General features: G+C 39.1%; 15 protein-coding genes. 9 read left to right on the top strand and 6 right to left on the bottom strand.

Annotated elements, in window-relative coordinates; genetic code table 11:
- Positions 1-99: 99 nt before the first annotated feature.
- On the bottom strand, positions 100-1344 hold the full coding sequence (locus M23134_RS19840; protein WP_002699146.1) for a DUF1501 domain-containing protein: 1245 nt from the start codon (positions 1342-1344) through the stop codon (positions 100-102).
- A 337-nt stretch (positions 1345-1681) separates the two neighbouring features.
- Between M23134_RS19840 and M23134_RS39960 the strand changes: the two genes are divergently transcribed.
- From M23134_RS39960 to M23134_RS19825, 3 genes are all read left to right on the top strand, one after another.
- On the top strand, positions 1682-3373 hold the full coding sequence (locus M23134_RS39960) for an eCIS core domain-containing protein (RefSeq protein WP_075164044.1): 1692 nt from the start codon (positions 1682-1684) through the stop codon (positions 3371-3373).
- A gap of 9 nt (positions 3374-3382) precedes the next feature.
- Positions 3383-4381, top strand: a complete 999-nt coding sequence (locus M23134_RS19830; protein ID WP_002699143.1) for a hypothetical protein — start codon at positions 3383-3385, stop codon at positions 4379-4381.
- Positions 4382-4525: 144 nt separating this feature from the next.
- Entirely contained in the window at positions 4526-5833 is a 1308-nt protein-coding gene (locus M23134_RS19825; protein WP_045113949.1) for a cobyrinate a,c-diamide synthase, read from the top strand.
- Between the two features lie 87 nt (positions 5834-5920).
- On the opposite strand, the gene M23134_RS19820 is transcribed toward M23134_RS19825, so the two are convergent.
- Complete coding sequence (locus M23134_RS19820) at positions 5921-6340, bottom strand: nucleoside-diphosphate kinase (protein ID WP_002699139.1); 420 nt, start codon at positions 6338-6340, stop codon at positions 5921-5923.
- A gap of 178 nt (positions 6341-6518) precedes the next feature.
- On the opposite strand from M23134_RS19820, the gene M23134_RS19815 reads away from it, so the two are divergent.
- The 6 genes from M23134_RS19815 (at position 6519) to M23134_RS19790 (ending at position 11386) form a co-directional block, all read left to right on the top strand.
- Positions 6519-7541: a DHH family phosphoesterase gene (locus tag M23134_RS19815; protein ID WP_002699138.1), complete on the top strand. Its 1023-nt coding sequence runs from the start codon at positions 6519-6521 to the stop codon at positions 7539-7541.
- Complete coding sequence (locus M23134_RS19810) at positions 7535-8449, top strand: FKBP-type peptidyl-prolyl cis-trans isomerase (protein WP_002699137.1); 915 nt, start codon at positions 7535-7537, stop codon at positions 8447-8449. The genes M23134_RS19815 and M23134_RS19810 overlap by 7 nt, the downstream gene beginning before the upstream one ends.
- 29 nt (positions 8450-8478) lie before the next feature.
- Complete coding sequence (locus M23134_RS19805; RefSeq protein WP_002699136.1) at positions 8479-9396, top strand: FKBP-type peptidyl-prolyl cis-trans isomerase; 918 nt, start codon at positions 8479-8481, stop codon at positions 9394-9396.
- Between the two features lie 5 nt (positions 9397-9401).
- Positions 9402-9980, top strand: coding sequence for an RdgB/HAM1 family non-canonical purine NTP pyrophosphatase (gene rdgB / locus M23134_RS19800; protein WP_002699135.1), 579 nt, complete (start codon positions 9402-9404; stop codon positions 9978-9980).
- Between the two features lie 94 nt (positions 9981-10074).
- On the top strand, positions 10075-10704 hold the full coding sequence (locus M23134_RS19795) for a uridine kinase family protein (protein ID WP_002699134.1): 630 nt from the start codon (positions 10075-10077) through the stop codon (positions 10702-10704).
- Positions 10694-11386, top strand: coding sequence for a potassium channel family protein (locus M23134_RS19790; protein WP_045113931.1), 693 nt, complete (start codon positions 10694-10696; stop codon positions 11384-11386). The genes M23134_RS19795 and M23134_RS19790 overlap by 11 nt, the downstream gene beginning before the upstream one ends.
- Positions 11387-11468: 82 nt before the next feature.
- Here the strand turns inward: M23134_RS19790 and M23134_RS19785 are convergent, their stop codons facing one another.
- The 4 genes from M23134_RS19785 to M23134_RS19770 form a co-directional block, all read right to left on the bottom strand.
- Positions 11469-11792 carry a DNA-directed RNA polymerase subunit omega gene (locus M23134_RS19785; protein ID WP_045113930.1) on the bottom strand — a complete coding sequence of 108 codons (324 nt, stop codon included), beginning with the start codon at positions 11790-11792 and terminating at the stop codon, positions 11469-11471.
- Positions 11793-11811: 19 nt separating this feature from the next.
- A complete protein-coding gene (locus tag M23134_RS19780; RefSeq protein ID WP_045113929.1) occupies positions 11812-12627 on the bottom strand; it encodes an outer membrane protein assembly factor BamD in 816 nt (271 codons plus the stop codon).
- 37 nt (positions 12628-12664) lie between these two features.
- Positions 12665-13174, bottom strand: a complete 510-nt coding sequence (locus M23134_RS19775; RefSeq protein WP_002699128.1) for a hypothetical protein — start codon at positions 13172-13174, stop codon at positions 12665-12667.
- Positions 13175-13289: 115 nt separating this feature from the next.
- The gene (locus M23134_RS19770) at positions 13290-14900 is read right to left on the bottom strand and encodes an OstA-like protein (RefSeq protein WP_002699126.1); all 1611 of its coding nucleotides are present in this window, start codon (positions 14898-14900) and stop codon (positions 13290-13292) included.
- Positions 14901-14952 lie beyond the last annotated feature (52 nt).

Raw genomic sequence — 14952 nt, 5'->3', positions numbered from 1 at the left:
TATGTTGTTTTAAACCCAAAAGTAAACCACCAATCTCTTGTTTTTTTTACGAACTATGAGCCAAGTTGTTTTTGAATATATAAAATTGAATTGATTTAATTAGACAAAACCAAGTGGTTGGTAAGCATCAAAACCAGGAAATATTTGAGTAAGTCGTTGGCTTGCCATGCGCTTTTGTAATACTTCACTCAATACTGAACGATAATCGGTCGTAACGTCCAAGTCTACCCGCTTGTCTAATTGCTCAGTAGCCAACCCAGGCCATTTACCATATATTTTCCCTCCATTTACGTTGCCACCCAAAGCTAAAGCAATCCCCCCATGACCGTGGTCGGTTCCATTGCTTTTATTTGCTTTCAGTCTACGTCCAAACTCACTCATCACCAGTATAGTAAGCCGTTTTTGGTAATTGGCCACATCTTTATAAAACGCAGACAATGCCTGGGACAAACCTTCTACCTTTCGGGGAAAATGAAAGGCTTGATTTTCGTGGGTATCCCAACCTCCCAGGCTTACAGTGGCTACCTGCAGCCCTACGTCCATTTTCATAATTTGTGCTACCGTTTGTAATGACTGCCCCAAACCTCCATCTTTCCACCTGTCAGGATATTTTACTCCATTGGACGGCTGGTATTTTTTACGCCTTCCTTTACTATCTTTTGCTATTTTTTTGTTAATATAGTTCAATGTCTCAATGGTCTGCTGAGCGGTTTGAGCAAGCAACGAGTCGCCTTGATACATCGTTTTAAGAATGCCCAGGAAACGCGGGTCACCATTTACTTTAAAATCTTTCACACTTTTGATAGACGCTGCCTGATTGCTGCCAATAAAGGAGGCTGGCAGGTTGGTTTCGGCCGCCATCGCGGGCAGCATTCCCTCTAGCTGAGCGGTTCGCAAATAACGGGTAAGCCAGCCATCTTTGCTGTTTTGTTTTTGGTTAACTCCCCGCTCTATCATATCCATTGCATCAAAGTGGCTACGGGTACCATTGCTTAGCCCACAGGCATGTATAATTGCCAGTTGATTGCTTTGGTAAAGTTCGTGTAAGGCACTGGCTTTGCCATGTAATCTAAAGTCTTGATTTGCCCAACTATTTTTCAACCTCAACCCCTGGTTTTTTCCTTGCTCGGTTACTCGTAAAAAAGCGGGGCGAGCTGCCACATAATGACGGTCATCTACGGGAGCCACCAGGTTAAGCGCATCGCAGCCTCCACGTAAAAACACAAATACAAAAATATCTTTTTGGGCATTGGGTTCAGGAGCAAAGGCAAAGCTTTCTAACTGGCTACCTGCCATAGCAGTAATGGCAGCACTACAACCTACAACAAATTCACGACGGTTCATCTTTTTATAACTTTGGTTAATGAAATCATCTTACGTTTTCTTCTGGGCTACAAAATCGCCATTTTGCCTGCTAATGCCTTGTTTGTATTGGTACATAGTGCTACTATGCTTCTCAAAAGCAGAAGTATCAGACAACAAAAACGCTAATTTTTCACCTTAAGATTAAAACCCAAGAAGAGTTCTGTAAATGCTTACTTATTTAACAATTAATATACGTATATTTATAACCTCATTGCAATAAAGTACTGTGGTTTCACAAAAATACCTTCATTCATTTGTCAAGGTTTTAGGTTGAGCCACGTTTTATACCAACACATTGTTTTTTAAACACCTACACATGCACTATATCTCAAAAACTGATCACGAAAAACCTACTACAACAACAAACACAGCTACCCAATCAACTACAACTGCCAACAGTGCTCATTTACCCATTCAGCGCAAAGCTGGAATGCCTCCGCCAAAACAAACCAAAGAAGGCGCCCAACCTCCTATACAAACTAAAATGAAACCTTATGAGGCAAAACAACTGCCGATACAACGCAAAGCCAAATACAATGAGCACCAGGTAAAAGCCAATGTAAGTGCCCTTACGGGTACTGATGTATCGGATGCTCAGGTACATTATAACTCCAGTAAACCAGCACAGCTTCAGGCAGAAGCTACCGCCCAGGGTACACAAGTTCATTTGGGACAAGGCAAAGAGCAACATTTGGGACACGAACTGACTCATATAGCACAACAAAAACAAGGAAGGGTGCAACCTACCATACAAGCCAACAACGGACAAGGCATCAACAACGACCCAAAACTTGAACAAGAAGCCGATAAAATAGGTGCTTTGGCAATGAAAGGTGACACTATACAAGCCAAAAAACCAATAAATAATACACCTGGTCGCTCAAACAATCAACCCATTCAACGCTATATAAAATACAGATCTAAAGATCAACATAGACATCCTTCAGAAGATCAATATGACGCAATGCATGCCCACGAAAAAGATCCAAAACCTTATAGTGAGAAGGCCAAGAAACGTTATACCAAACAAACAGAACGTTTTAATAAGAGGTATAAAAAACAAGTTGAAAAAGGAAAGATAAAAAAGCATTATAAACGTAGAAAAGAAGGGTGGCGACATCCACAAAGAAAAGGGCTTTTTGTGTCTAACGACGGACGTATGGCGGTAGAAGCTAAAGGAGCTGCATCTGTACAAGCCTGGGCTGACAAAACCCTTGTGCAACAGTCTAACACGATACTCAAAAGCAAGAAGTCGCACATCGAGCTTCAAACTCAAACATCTGACCTAGCCGTAGGCAGTGTTCCTGGAACAGATACTCCCAACCCTCATAAAAGTGACTTTATGAAAATAAAGCCAGTGCACACCGCAAAAAATGGCACTAAACGAGACATGACCGATCCTAAAAATACTGAAAAAAGGGAGTTTGGCGCTTACAATTCCAGTCAGCCAGAAGACTTTTCAAAAAAGCTGAAATTCAGAGATTGTGGACAGGCCAATGCGCTTATTTTGGGTTGTTATCAAGAAAATGGCGATCTGTTCAACCGGGTGTATAAAAGCAAAGATGGGGCGATTACTGTAGTGACCAATAATCCAACGGCCACCATTCAAGCATATATTCAAAAGGTAATGCAGGCGGAATTCCCTAAAAAACCTGAATACGCTGACAAAGCAAAAGCTTATGAGGCATATAAAAAACTTTCGGACAGCGAAGCCCAAACTATTGACCAAAAGTATGGCTTGAATGCTGCAGCTCGCCCTGACTTGGGAGAAGGCATTACTGCTGTTTCGGCTGAGTACAGTACAGATAAAACAGGGTATAACTATCACTTTGCCGCCAATGTAGTACAAAGCAGTGATGCAGGAGACTATATTGCTTGTGAAGGACTAGCTGATAACCCTGAGTGGTACTTTGCGATGTATGGCACAAATAAAGGGGAGTCATTTCACGAAAAACAAAAAAGCGTAGTTCAAAATCCTCATATTTCTACCATTGTAGACAAAGAATAACTTCAGGATATGACAATTCTTAGAACAAAAATAATCATTGCCTGGTGGCTACTTAGCCTATCTGGTATTTGCCAGGCACAAAAAACAAAACACCCATTTATGGTTTGTCAGTCTCTCTCAGAAATACAAGCCCATTCGGGCAAAGAAATACGCGTAGTAGGACAGTTAGCCCGGTCGTATCGTTTGCCTCAAGCTCCTTATATATTGCTACTGCCTAACAAAGAGTGGATATTTTTAGGCAATGATACCGTCCTAAAAGATGTTGATACAAAACACAATTTTATATTGGTAGAAGGGACAGTAAGTTTTCAGAACACTGCATTTAACCTGGCAAAGTTCAGCAATACTCCACTTAGCCCATTACTTACTCGTTATATAGACCCTGAACTACAGGAAAAAAAACCTGCCCAAATAATTCAAAATCAGCCTTATTTTAGTTCTATAAACAAAATACAAAGCATTGCTACTTGCACTACTTCCCAAGATATCAAGCAACACTTGGGGCATTGGGTAGCTCTGTTTGGGAAGCTCTCGACAGACAAAGCCAATACACTACACTATCAGTCTACATCTTGGGCGTTTCATCTCCCCTTAACTACACCTCCCGTTCACTGCCAAGATAAGTTAGGCATAGTCTTCGTCAAGTTTGACCAACCAAATACTCCCCCATCAGAAATACTTAGCCACCGGGTGCTCCCGGTATGTCAATCGGCAGAAGACATTAAAGCTCACTTGGGCGAAATAGTGGCACTATCGGGTAAAATAAAAAACAAAAAAATAAAAGGTGTCTCCCATGCATTGTTGAAGACCAGTGCTCGTACTTGTGTGTATTTTTATAACCCACCTCCTGCGCTGGAACTCACCAACAGGACAGGCAAAAAAACGCAAATGATTGTTTGTCTGCAAAACTACGATGCCCCTACTTTTTTTCAGTTATCGTTCCATTTTAACCGCCCTTCGTTGGGGCAAAAAGCCTATATGTCAAAAGTGTTTTGGTGGGATTTTTAGTTTTGTGGCAACACAATTACTATGATGCGCTCTTTTTACCAATACTTACTTTATCATCCTTCTTTTTTTGCAAAGCAACTTCAATTTCTTGTATGTTTGTGCCTGTATTTTACTACTTACATTCATTCGCTGTTGCTTATCGTTATGAAAAAGCCTCAATTTATCGTTGCCGCCCCCACCAGCAATGCAGGCAAAACCAGTCTTACCCTAGGGCTATTACGTGCCTGTAAAAACAGAGGCATTGACATTCAACCTTTCAAATCGGGACCAGATTATATAGACCCCATGTTTCATCAACTTGCCTGCCACAAAACAGGCATCAACCTCGACTTATTTATGATGGAACAAGCCCACCTACAAGCAAACTACACCCATTGTATGCAAGTTCCAGAGGTGGCCTGCATAGAGGGCGTCATGGGGTTGTTTGATGGGTCAATCAAAGCCGAAGGTAGCACTGCTGCGCTTGCCAAATTGCTTGACATACCAGTAATATTGGTAGTAGATGCCCAGGCGGTGGCTTATTCGGTAGCCCCATTGCTATATGGTTTCAAAAATTTTGACCCTGATTTGAACCTGGCAGGAGTAGTGTTTAACCGGGTAAACAGCGAAAGTCATTATCAGTTTTTAATTGATGCCTGCCACGACGTAGGTGTTGTCCCTTTGGGGCGTTTACCTTTTTTAAGCAATTGCGAAATTCCTTCGCGACACTTGGGACTGTCTATAGACCAACTCCCCCAGTATAATGGGGCAATTGATGAACTTGCCAAAGCAGTAGAACAACACGTACCTATTGACCCACTTTTAGACTTGTGTATGCGAGCCATTGAACCACTCCAGACTACTCCACCTCCTCCTTTGGTATCAACAATGAAAATAGCTGTCGCCAGAGACGAAGCGTTTAACTTTTGCTATCAACAAAATATAGATGCCTTTCGGCAATTAGGCAAAATAGTGTTTTTTAGCCCCTTGCATGACAGTGCCCTCCCAACTGCAGATTTGATTTACTTACCAGGGGGTTATCCAGAATGTTACCTTCATGAATTAGCGGCTAATGATGCTATGCAGCAAAGCATCAAAGAATATGTAGAAGCTTCGGGGCATATTTTTGCCGAATGTGGGGGTATGATGTATTTGGGTAAGTCTATTATCGATGAGGCTGGTAAAACTTTTAAAATGATGGGAGTTTTTGACTTTAGCACCAGTATGCTACCCAAAAAACTCAAGATGGGCTATCGACGCATATATGTGAACGGAACAGAACTTAAGGGGCACGAGTTTCATTACTCTACAATAGTCAATGATGAAAATATCACTACAATCGGTCGGGTAGGCAACGCGCGTAATCAAAAAGTTGATAGCCAACTATACAAATACAAAAATGTATTGGCCTCTTATATTCATTTTTATTTGGGTGAGGCAAATCAGTTGCAACATTTATTAGATGCCATTTAATGCTTTTTTATAGGATTCTAAAAGCAAAAAACACTCATTGCCATGACAGCCCTGAGTGTTTTTTGTAAATATTTTGGTAGCAGCTTGTTAGTATTGGTCTACTGCTGAAAAGAAGAAAGCACCTTCGATAGCGGCGTTTTCGTCAGAATCAGACCCGTGAATAGCATTTGCCTCGATAGACTTAGCAAATAATTTACGGATAGTACCTTCTGCAGCTTCTGCAGGGTTAGTAGCACCAATAAGCTTACGGAAGTCTTCTACTGCATTGTCTTTTTCCAAAATCATAGGAATGATTGGACCAGAAGACATGTAGTCGCACAACTCACCATAAAAAGGTCTTTCTTTGTGAACTTCGTAAAACTTCCCAGCGATTTCCTTAGTCATCTGGGTCATTTTCATAGACACAATGCGGAAACCCGCCTCTTCAATCATCTTAATGATTGCACCACTATTACCAGCCGATACAGCATCGGGCTTAATCATTGTATAAGTTCTGTTGTTTGCCATAACAGTAAAAAAATTGACATTTTTTAATCTTGGGCAAAATTAGAAACTTTTTTTTTACCACTACCCAAAAAGGTGAAAAGGTGGAAAAATTTATTGTTTTAAAATCTTTTGGACTATTTTTGCATCCTATAATTTAGATTAAAGCAACTGAACATTTATCTCATTGGAGCAATAATCAATGCAACACATTGAAGGATTCAAAGAAATGATGAGCACCCCTCAGACCATAACAATTATTGCTCATCATAATCCAGATGCTGATTCTCTTGGTTCATCATTAGCACTGGCCAGCTACCTCAAAAAGAAAAACCACCAGGTACAGGTGATAAGCCCCAGCAATTACCCGGTTTTTTTAGATTGGATGACTAATAGCGATGACGTAATCATTTACTGGTCGAAAACCCACAACTTGTGCCAAAGGTTGATCCAACAAGCTGATGTGGTATTTTGTATAGACTTTTCTTCTTACAACCGTTCACACGACTTACAACCTTTTATTAAAGAGACTTCAGGTAAAGTCGCCATCATAGACCATCACCTTGAGCCAAACATCAAAGCTGATTACCAGCTATGGAATGTAAAGGCAGCTGCTACGGCTGAGCTCATTTATGATTTTATCGTAATGATGGGCGACAAACACCTGATAGATGTAAGAATGGGTGAATACTTATACGCAGGGCTCGTTACAGACACCTCCTCTTTTAAACACCCCTCTACCACAAAAAAAAGCCACTTGATTACGGCCGAACTGATGGACTTAGGTGTAGAAACCAACCGTATTCAACGCTTAATCTATGACAATAACTCGGAGAGCAAGCTTAAATTTTTAGGGTATGCACTTCGTGAAAAACTCACTGTACTGCGTGACTTCAGAACCGCCTACTTTACTATCAGTGTAGAGGAACAAGAAAGGTTTAACCATCAACCTGGCGACACTGAGGGGTTGGTAAACTATGCTTTGTCTATCACTGGGATACTGTTTGCAGTCATTATTATAGAAAAACCCGATGTAGTGAAGCTATCTTTTCGTTCAGTAGGCGAATTTGCCGCCAATGAGTTTGCCCGCAAACATTTCTCAGGTGGAGGACATCAAAATGCAGCAGGAGGGGTATCTTCATTAAGTATGGAAGAGGTTCAAGAAAAATTTTTAGGCTTATTGCCTGCTTACAAGGATCAATTAATGCAACAAAAAATATGGTAAATAATCATTGGTACAATTGGATCATAGTTTTTGCCTGTGTGATCGCAATAACGGCTTGTTCGGACACACCACAAGAAGAAGGCAAAACCCAAAATGGCTGGGTAAAACCCCGTGCACCCAAACAAACCAATTCGGGAATTAAATACCAGATATTTGTAAGGCAAAAAAATAGTGTAAAGATACAAGATAACTTGTTGGTGACTTATCATCAGGTAATTAAAAACCACAAAGACTCTACCCTTAACAGTAGCTACTTGAATGGTGTAAAAAAACAAATTCCTTTCAAAAGCCCCTACTTCTCAAATTACTACAAAGAAATGTTTCAATTGCTTGCTGAAGGCGACAGCGCTACTTTTTGGGTACCTTGCAAGCTATTGACTACTACCACAAACGCTCCTCTTCCTTATTTTCTACAACAAGATAAAGAAATCCAATATACTGTTAAAATACTAAAAGTAGAAAGCAAAGAAACCATCAAAAAAAACCTGGAAAAAAACAAACAGGCGCAACTGGAGATTGAAGATAAGTTGATTGCTAACTTTTTAGAAAAAAAAAAACCATTTACCCCTAAAAAAACCCCTTCTGGGTTGTATTACTTTATAGAGAAAGAAGGCAAGGGCAAAAAACCCAACACCGGAGACACTGTCAGTGTTCACTACGTAGGGAAGTTATTAGATGGCACCGTATTTAGCTCTATACAACAAGGTGAAACTTTTGAGTTTCCCTTGGGCCAAGACCCTCCTGCGGTCATTCCTGGTTGGGAAGAAGCAATCACGCTTATGCACAAAGGTTCACGCGGAACTTTTATCTTCCCTTCACACCTGGCTTATGGCACTAAAGGCTCAAGAGATGGTGTACCACCCAATGCAATAGTGGTATTCAATGTAGAGTTAGTCGATGTTAAGTAGAATCATTTTTTTTGTGAGAAAGTTAAATTATGAGACAAAGTATTTTATTAGTTGTAATTGCCTGTGCAAGTATTCTTATCACCAGTTGTAAAACTTTTGAGGATGAAACAGAGGATGTCAAGCAACTCCGAGAAAACGAACAGGCTATTCTTAATTATTTAAGTACCAATAACCTAACAGCGGAACAAACTGATCAAGGTTTATATTATGTGGTCACTAAAGCCAACCCTGCAGGTCAAGCAGCTACCTTGGGTAGTAAAGCTGTCATGCATTATGTGGGCTCTTTGCTAAGCGGTACTGTTGTAGACAGTACTTCTCCTTATTTCAATGAACCTACAGAGTTTATATTTGATGGTAACCCAGATGGTACAAAGGTATTAACAGGTATAGAACTTGGGGTAGTAAGGCTGAAAGAAGGTGAGCAAGCTACGCTTTTCATACCTTATAACCTTGCTTATGGCAGATCAAGTCGAGGGAATATTCCTCCTTATTCTGTGGTAAAGTATGACATATCGTCGTTTGACATAAAAACTGAAAGAGAACAAATGTTGGAGTTTGCAGCCACCGACTCACTTACCTATATAGAAAGAGATTCATTATTTACTGCGAACATCATCAAAGCTCCTGACGATAATGTAACACTTCCGAAAGCAGGTATTGACAGTAATGTAACCGTAGCATATACAGGGCGTTTTTTAGACGGAACCATATTTGATACTAACGAAAGTCTCACTTTTGACCTCAAGGCTAAAGATTCTGAGGACAATAGGGTACTCAATGGCTGGACCATTGCCGTAAATGGGATGCGGGTAGGAGACAAGAAAGTGGTGCTTCTATACTCTAACCTTGCTTATGGAGCTGCTGGCAATATTGACAATGATGGTAATTTTACCATTCCTCCTTACAGTATACTATGGTTTGAGATAGAGCTTAAATCAGTTAATTAATTATTATGAAACTTTGCTTTGCTACCCGTAATACCAATAAAATAAAAGAAGTGAAAGCCAAACTGGGAGCTACTTTTGAGGTTATCAGCCTTGATGACATTCAATGCAATGACGAATTGCCTGAAACTACTGGAACCATCGAAGGTAATTCTGCTCAAAAAGCCCAATACGTGTGGGATCATTTTCAGGTCAATTGTTTTGCCGATGATACAGGGCTTGAAGTAGAAGCACTGGAGGGAGCACCAGGAGTAGACTCGGCCATGTATGCGGGTAAGCACGGCGACAGCAAGGCCAATATTACGCTATTGCTCAAAAATCTACAAGGTAATGCCCATCGGAAAGCCCAGTTTAAAACTGTTATTACACTGGTAGTCAATGGTATACAGCACCAATTTGAGGGAATTGCAGCTGGCACTATATTGCCTGACACCAGAGGTAGTGAAGGCTTTGGGTATGACCCGATTTTTTTGCCTGAAGGCCATACACAAACATTTGCCGAAATGTCGCTTGAACAAAAAAACGACATCAGTCACAGGAGTAAAGCTTTTGTGAAGTTGGTAGATTTCTTACAAAATAAAATCTAATTCATTATCAATATTACATTTTATTACGGTTTAAACTATTTTCATGAAAATGAACTGTAATAATCTTTATTAAATACTTTACTTTTGTTGAATGATGGCTAACAAACCTTTTATTGTAGGAGTTACTGGAGGGAGTGGTGCTGGTAAAACCTTTATTCTCAATAAACTATTAGAAAATTTCAGTACCGAAGATGTTTGTTTGGTATCGCAAGATCACTACTATCATAATCGCGATTTACAACCAAAAGATGCCAATGGTATCAGTAATTTTGACACACCAGAGTCTATAGACCTGGAACAATACCTTTTAGATATTCAGCGTTTAGCAGCAGGCAAAACTGTATACAAGCAAGAATATACTTATAATAATCCTGATGTTACTCCAAAAATGCTGGAATTTAAGCCGGCTCCTATTATATTAGTCGAAGGTATTTTCATTTTTTATCATAAACCTTTAAATCGCGTCATTGATTTAAAAGTATTTATTGATGTAGAAGACCATATCAGGCTTAAACGCCGAATTATTCGTGATAATGAAGAGCGTGGCTATGGATTAGATGATGTGCTGTACAGATATGAAAACCACGTAATTCCCACTTATAAAAAATACATATTGCCATATAAATACGATGCAGACATCATTGTACCCAATGGTAAACGCGTTGAAAATGGTTTGGATGTTTTGATTACCTTTCTAAAAAGTAAGATATATCATTATGAATAAATTTGCTGTAGTAGGTATGGGGCAATTTGGTATAGCCATTGCCCAATCACTGGCAAGCCGGGGCGCTGAGGTTTTGGCGATTGACAATAAAACCGAACGAGTTGAGTATATTAAAGACGAGGTAGCCCATGCTGTAGCACTGGACGCTACTGATCTTAAAGCACTTCAGGCACAGAATATTCAAGATGTTGATGCCGTAATTGTAGCAATTGGCGAAGATTTCGAGTCATTACTCATGAGTACTGTACAATTAATGGAGCTTGAAATAACCCGCATTATAGCCCGTGCTGCCAATGCTCAGCAACGCATGATTTTACAAAAACTGGGAATCAAAGAAATCCTCTCACCAGAAGAAGAAGTAGGGAAAAATCTAGCCGAAACTTTGCTTAATCCCAGCATTCGCTCGTTTTTACCTTTGCCTGATGGGTATAAGATTGTAGAAGTAAACACACCCAAAAGAGTCACAGGGCGCTCTATTGCTGACATAGGGCTACGCAAAAAATACAACCTGAACCTAATTACCATCAAAAGAATGTTTGATGAGGTACAAGATGGCAAAAAAGTAAAGCAAGAACATATTATTGGAGTGCCTCGTGCCGATACTCTTTTGTATGAAGAAGATATTATTCTATTACTAGGCAAAGCAAAAGATGTAGAAAGGTTTATTCAATTAAACCAGTAAAATAACTTCTCTTTGTGGCCATAAAGCCAAAAAAGCCATATCACAATGATATGGCTTTTTTGGTATAGTACTATTTTGATAATTAATCTTCTACATTTTTATAGCGAAAAGCTACTTTGTTGTCCAAAAACTCCTCGGTAGCAATAGTCGCAGGTTTTGGCAAACGTTCATAATAGCGTGAAATCTCGATTTGTTCACGGTTTTCAAAAATCTCTTCCAGATTATCTACTGTTGAAGCAAAATCAGCTAATTTGCTGTTCAGCTCTTCTTTCATATCAATTGAAATCTGACGCGCACGGCGGGAAACAACGGCAACCGATTCATAAATATTACCAGTAGGTTCTGCCAATTCTATCAAATTCCGCGTGATCAACGTAGGAGTTGACGCAGAATATTTACTTTTCATGTTGAGTATCACGATCTTCTTAGCTTTTTGTTGTTTGCTTAAATTTACTTAATGCTTTGATGCTTGAAGAATACAACCTTTCTGCAGACCTTGAATATCCGCTGCCAGGGTAAGCATCTATAAATTCGGTATAGTACTTTATTACGCCTTGAAACCTTTCTTGTTGCCTTCTAAGCGTGCTAACTTGGGCAAATTCATATTGTGACAAAATTTTCAGGTAGGCTACTTCTTCGTTGTAGTGCGAGTCAGGAAAATCTTTCTGAAAATTTGTAAACGTAATCACTGCCGCTCTGTAGTTTCTAATTCTGTAATAGAGTTTAGCGTTTTCATAGGCTTTTGTCTCAAGTTTCTTACGTAGCTCACTAATAATTCGTGAACATTCTTCTCTGTACTTAGATTGAGGAAAACGGTTCAGAAAATTTTGAGATGCTACAATCGCCTGATCAGTGTTAGATTGATCAAGGTAAGCTTCAGGAGAGTCTTTATACAATGAAAAAGCATACATATACATCGCTTCTTCTACATATTTACTCGCCCCAAAGTTGGTATAAAAACGCTTGAAGTAGTAAGCTGCCAATTGACGCTGACGCTGATAATAATGACAGTAGGCATAATACAAGTTAGCTATTTCTGAACGTTTTTGCCCTTTTATCAAGGGAATGAGTTCTTCTAATAGTAAACCAGCCCGATAGAAGTCTTTCTTATCATAGTAAGAAATAGCACCATTGTACTTCTCTTCTACGCTTCCTTTCTTCAATAGTCTTTGGAATCTACTACATGAGGAGAATAGCATGACTATACCTAGGCATGCTATCAATAATTTTTTGTTCCACATTTTACAAAATTATGTAATAAGCAAGAAAATAACAATTTTAATGTTTGATAGTGAGTCTTTTGCCTTTCATTGCTTTCTTACCGATGTAAAGGATATAAAAATATACCCCGTTACGGAGATAATTGGTAGGTATTTTAAATTGAGTATAATCACTTGTTGCCGGCAAGTGAAATTCTTTAATGTTTTTTCCTAATACGTTCTTCAATAATATTTTAGCGTTATTTACGCTTGCCTTGTATTTTACCATAGTAAAAGAGTCGGCAGGGCTTGGGTAAGCCTCGTGTATTGAAATATTTTTGTCTTCAAATAGCAGTTTGCCTTCCTGTGCTATTTGAATCTGTTTGTTTAGTTTAACCTCAACAAATCGGTTGTTGTGCACCATTGTCTGCACTTTTGCCTTAAGTTTTACAGGGTATGGTTTTATGATTGTATCACTTTTGCTTTGACTTTGCGTAGAGTTGATAAAATGTAAACTACTTAATGCATATAACTGGCTACTACCTATTGTTAATAATACACATAAAAATAATCGTAAAGTTTTTTCCATATCGCTGCTCTGTTAATTTGGTTGTCGAAACTTTGTTAGGTACTCCTTCTTATGTACCAAATTTTCTGTTGAATGTTTCAACAAATTAACTAAATTTAATAAAATTTACAACTTGCTACAGTTTTTTGTCTCTTTGCCTGAGCATGTCTATTTTTTTTGGTCGTTCGTTTATCCTCCACAAAAACCCTTTGAGTCTTTTATCTGGCTCAGCCAATTCGTGGGGTGGGATGAACTTCCCGTCTGGTTTACTTTTAAAAGTGATGGTTTTCACTTTGTTTTTTTCTTTAAATCTAATGTCTATGTCACTGCATATTACCCGATTCATTCCAGTAAGCAATGTGTCGCCTTCCAGGGCAAAGAAAATGCTTTCTCCATTGCCCCTTACATCTACCCGCCTAATTTCACTTTTTTCAAAGAAGGCCTTCATATTGCGTCCTTTGAGTTGGTTAAAGTTGTTGAGTGTATCTTGTTGAATAACAAATGCATTGGTTCTCAACAACATTCTATGGATTTTATTATTTGCCATCAACACTCTGATAGAGTCACCAGACAGTTGGCTTTTTCTATCCCATAGCACTGGGTCGTTGTACATATAAATAGACGAATCGCCAAAGTTATACACTAACGAGTCGCACTTGCCCTGCAGCTCTTTGCGAAAAATTTTAGTGTTATGATACGCTTTCAGTATTTTCACACTATCTTCGCTATTTTCTTTTTTGGTTTGAATAGAGATCAGTGTATCTGCAACTAAATACAGGGTATCTTTGTTTGATATACTTCTCATCAAAGCTGCACCATACACCTTACTAATTCCTTTTTTGCCCCAAAAACGCCCAATGTCTCCGTCTATAATCAAGCTGTCTTTTTTAGACGTAAGCCGCGCATTACCTTTGGCAAACCCTATACGATTGGTATTGTCATAAAACAATGAATCGCCCTGTAATATATACTCTTGAGTTTCGGCTTTGGGTCTTGCATTGCCTTTGGTTCTAAAGTGAGAGACTTTTGTTTTGGTATTGTACTCTCCCTCGTTGGCATAAACAGTCCCATCTTTACTTAAAATCTTGGTTTTGCCTCTAAAATAAGCCATTTTAGAAACCATGTTGTACTGAATATTGTCTGAAAATATCTCCTGCTTATCTTTTTTACTGACCAAGTGTACGTCATTTTTAAAAAACGCCACCTTACTATTGGTATCATAAGTACCTTCTTTGCTGGTTAGTATATTTTCACTATCTACAATTTTGCCTCCTGTGTAATAATGCGCCACCTGACTCACTACATCATAATCGAGCACTTCTGTAGTCAAAGTACCTTTCTTATCTACCAACACTACATTACCACTGGCGTTTGCCACTTTTTTGTTCCCATCATAAAACATTGTTCTACTGTTAACTGTGGTACCGTCTGAACCCAACATGCGGGCATTACCTATGGCTTGTACTGTATTTTTGGTAATGTTCTGTATAGCAGAGTCACAATAGAGGGTGTTACCCTTATGTCTGATCACTACTTTATCTTTTAAAATCCGAAACTCTTGCCCTCCTTCGGTTTTTCCCTTCAGCCATTTGGCATTGATAATCTCCAATGGCTCTTCTTTTTCTGTGGTGCTACTTGTATTGCCTTTCCCCTTTTTTTTAGTTGTATCATTTTTAGCAGGGGTTGGTTGCACTTTTTTCGGCGTCACCTTTGGGTTTTGCGTCCACCCTAATTGAATGCTCAACATACACAGGAAAAATGAAGAAAAAATTAATGCAAAAAACCTTTGAGTCTTCAAT

The organism is Microscilla marina ATCC 23134, from assembly GCF_000169175.1.
In the GTDB taxonomy this organism is placed as follows: domain Bacteria; phylum Bacteroidota; class Bacteroidia; order Cytophagales; family Microscillaceae; genus Microscilla; species Microscilla marina.
Note: the sequence above shows the minus strand (reverse complement) of the source record. Positions and strands in the feature narration are given on the sequence as shown.

Bases quoted from the DNA above. Each gene is read 5' to 3' on its own strand.
- M23134_RS19840 (WP_002699146.1), bottom strand. From the start codon at position 1,344: ATGAACCGTCGTGAATTTGTTGTAGGTTGTAGTGCTGCCATTACTGCT.
- M23134_RS39960 (WP_075164044.1), top strand. From the start codon at position 1,682: ATGCACTATATCTCAAAAACTGATCACGAAAAACCTACTACAACAACA.
- M23134_RS19830 (WP_002699143.1), top strand. From the start codon at position 3,383: ATGACAATTCTTAGAACAAAAATAATCATTGCCTGGTGGCTACTTAGC.
- M23134_RS19825 (WP_045113949.1), top strand. From the start codon at position 4,526: ATGAAAAAGCCTCAATTTATCGTTGCCGCCCCCACCAGCAATGCAGGC.
- M23134_RS19820 (WP_002699139.1), bottom strand. From the start codon at position 6,340: ATGGCAAACAACAGAACTTATACAATGATTAAGCCCGATGCTGTATCG.
- M23134_RS19815 (WP_002699138.1), top strand. From the start codon at position 6,519: ATGCAACACATTGAAGGATTCAAAGAAATGATGAGCACCCCTCAGACC.
- M23134_RS19810 (WP_002699137.1), top strand. From the start codon at position 7,535: ATGGTAAATAATCATTGGTACAATTGGATCATAGTTTTTGCCTGTGTG.
- M23134_RS19805 (WP_002699136.1), top strand. From the start codon at position 8,479: ATGAGACAAAGTATTTTATTAGTTGTAATTGCCTGTGCAAGTATTCTT.
- rdgB (WP_002699135.1), top strand. From the start codon at position 9,402: ATGAAACTTTGCTTTGCTACCCGTAATACCAATAAAATAAAAGAAGTG.
- M23134_RS19795 (WP_002699134.1), top strand. From the start codon at position 10,075: ATGGCTAACAAACCTTTTATTGTAGGAGTTACTGGAGGGAGTGGTGCT.
- M23134_RS19785 (WP_045113930.1), bottom strand. From the start codon at position 11,792: ATGAAAAGTAAATATTCTGCGTCAACTCCTACGTTGATCACGCGGAAT.
- M23134_RS19780 (WP_045113929.1), bottom strand. From the start codon at position 12,627: ATGTGGAACAAAAAATTATTGATAGCATGCCTAGGTATAGTCATGCTA.
- M23134_RS19775 (WP_002699128.1), bottom strand. From the start codon at position 13,174: ATGGAAAAAACTTTACGATTATTTTTATGTGTATTATTAACAATAGGT.
- M23134_RS19770 (WP_002699126.1), bottom strand. From the start codon at position 14,900: ATGTTGAGCATTCAATTAGGGTGGACGCAAAACCCAAAGGTGACGCCG.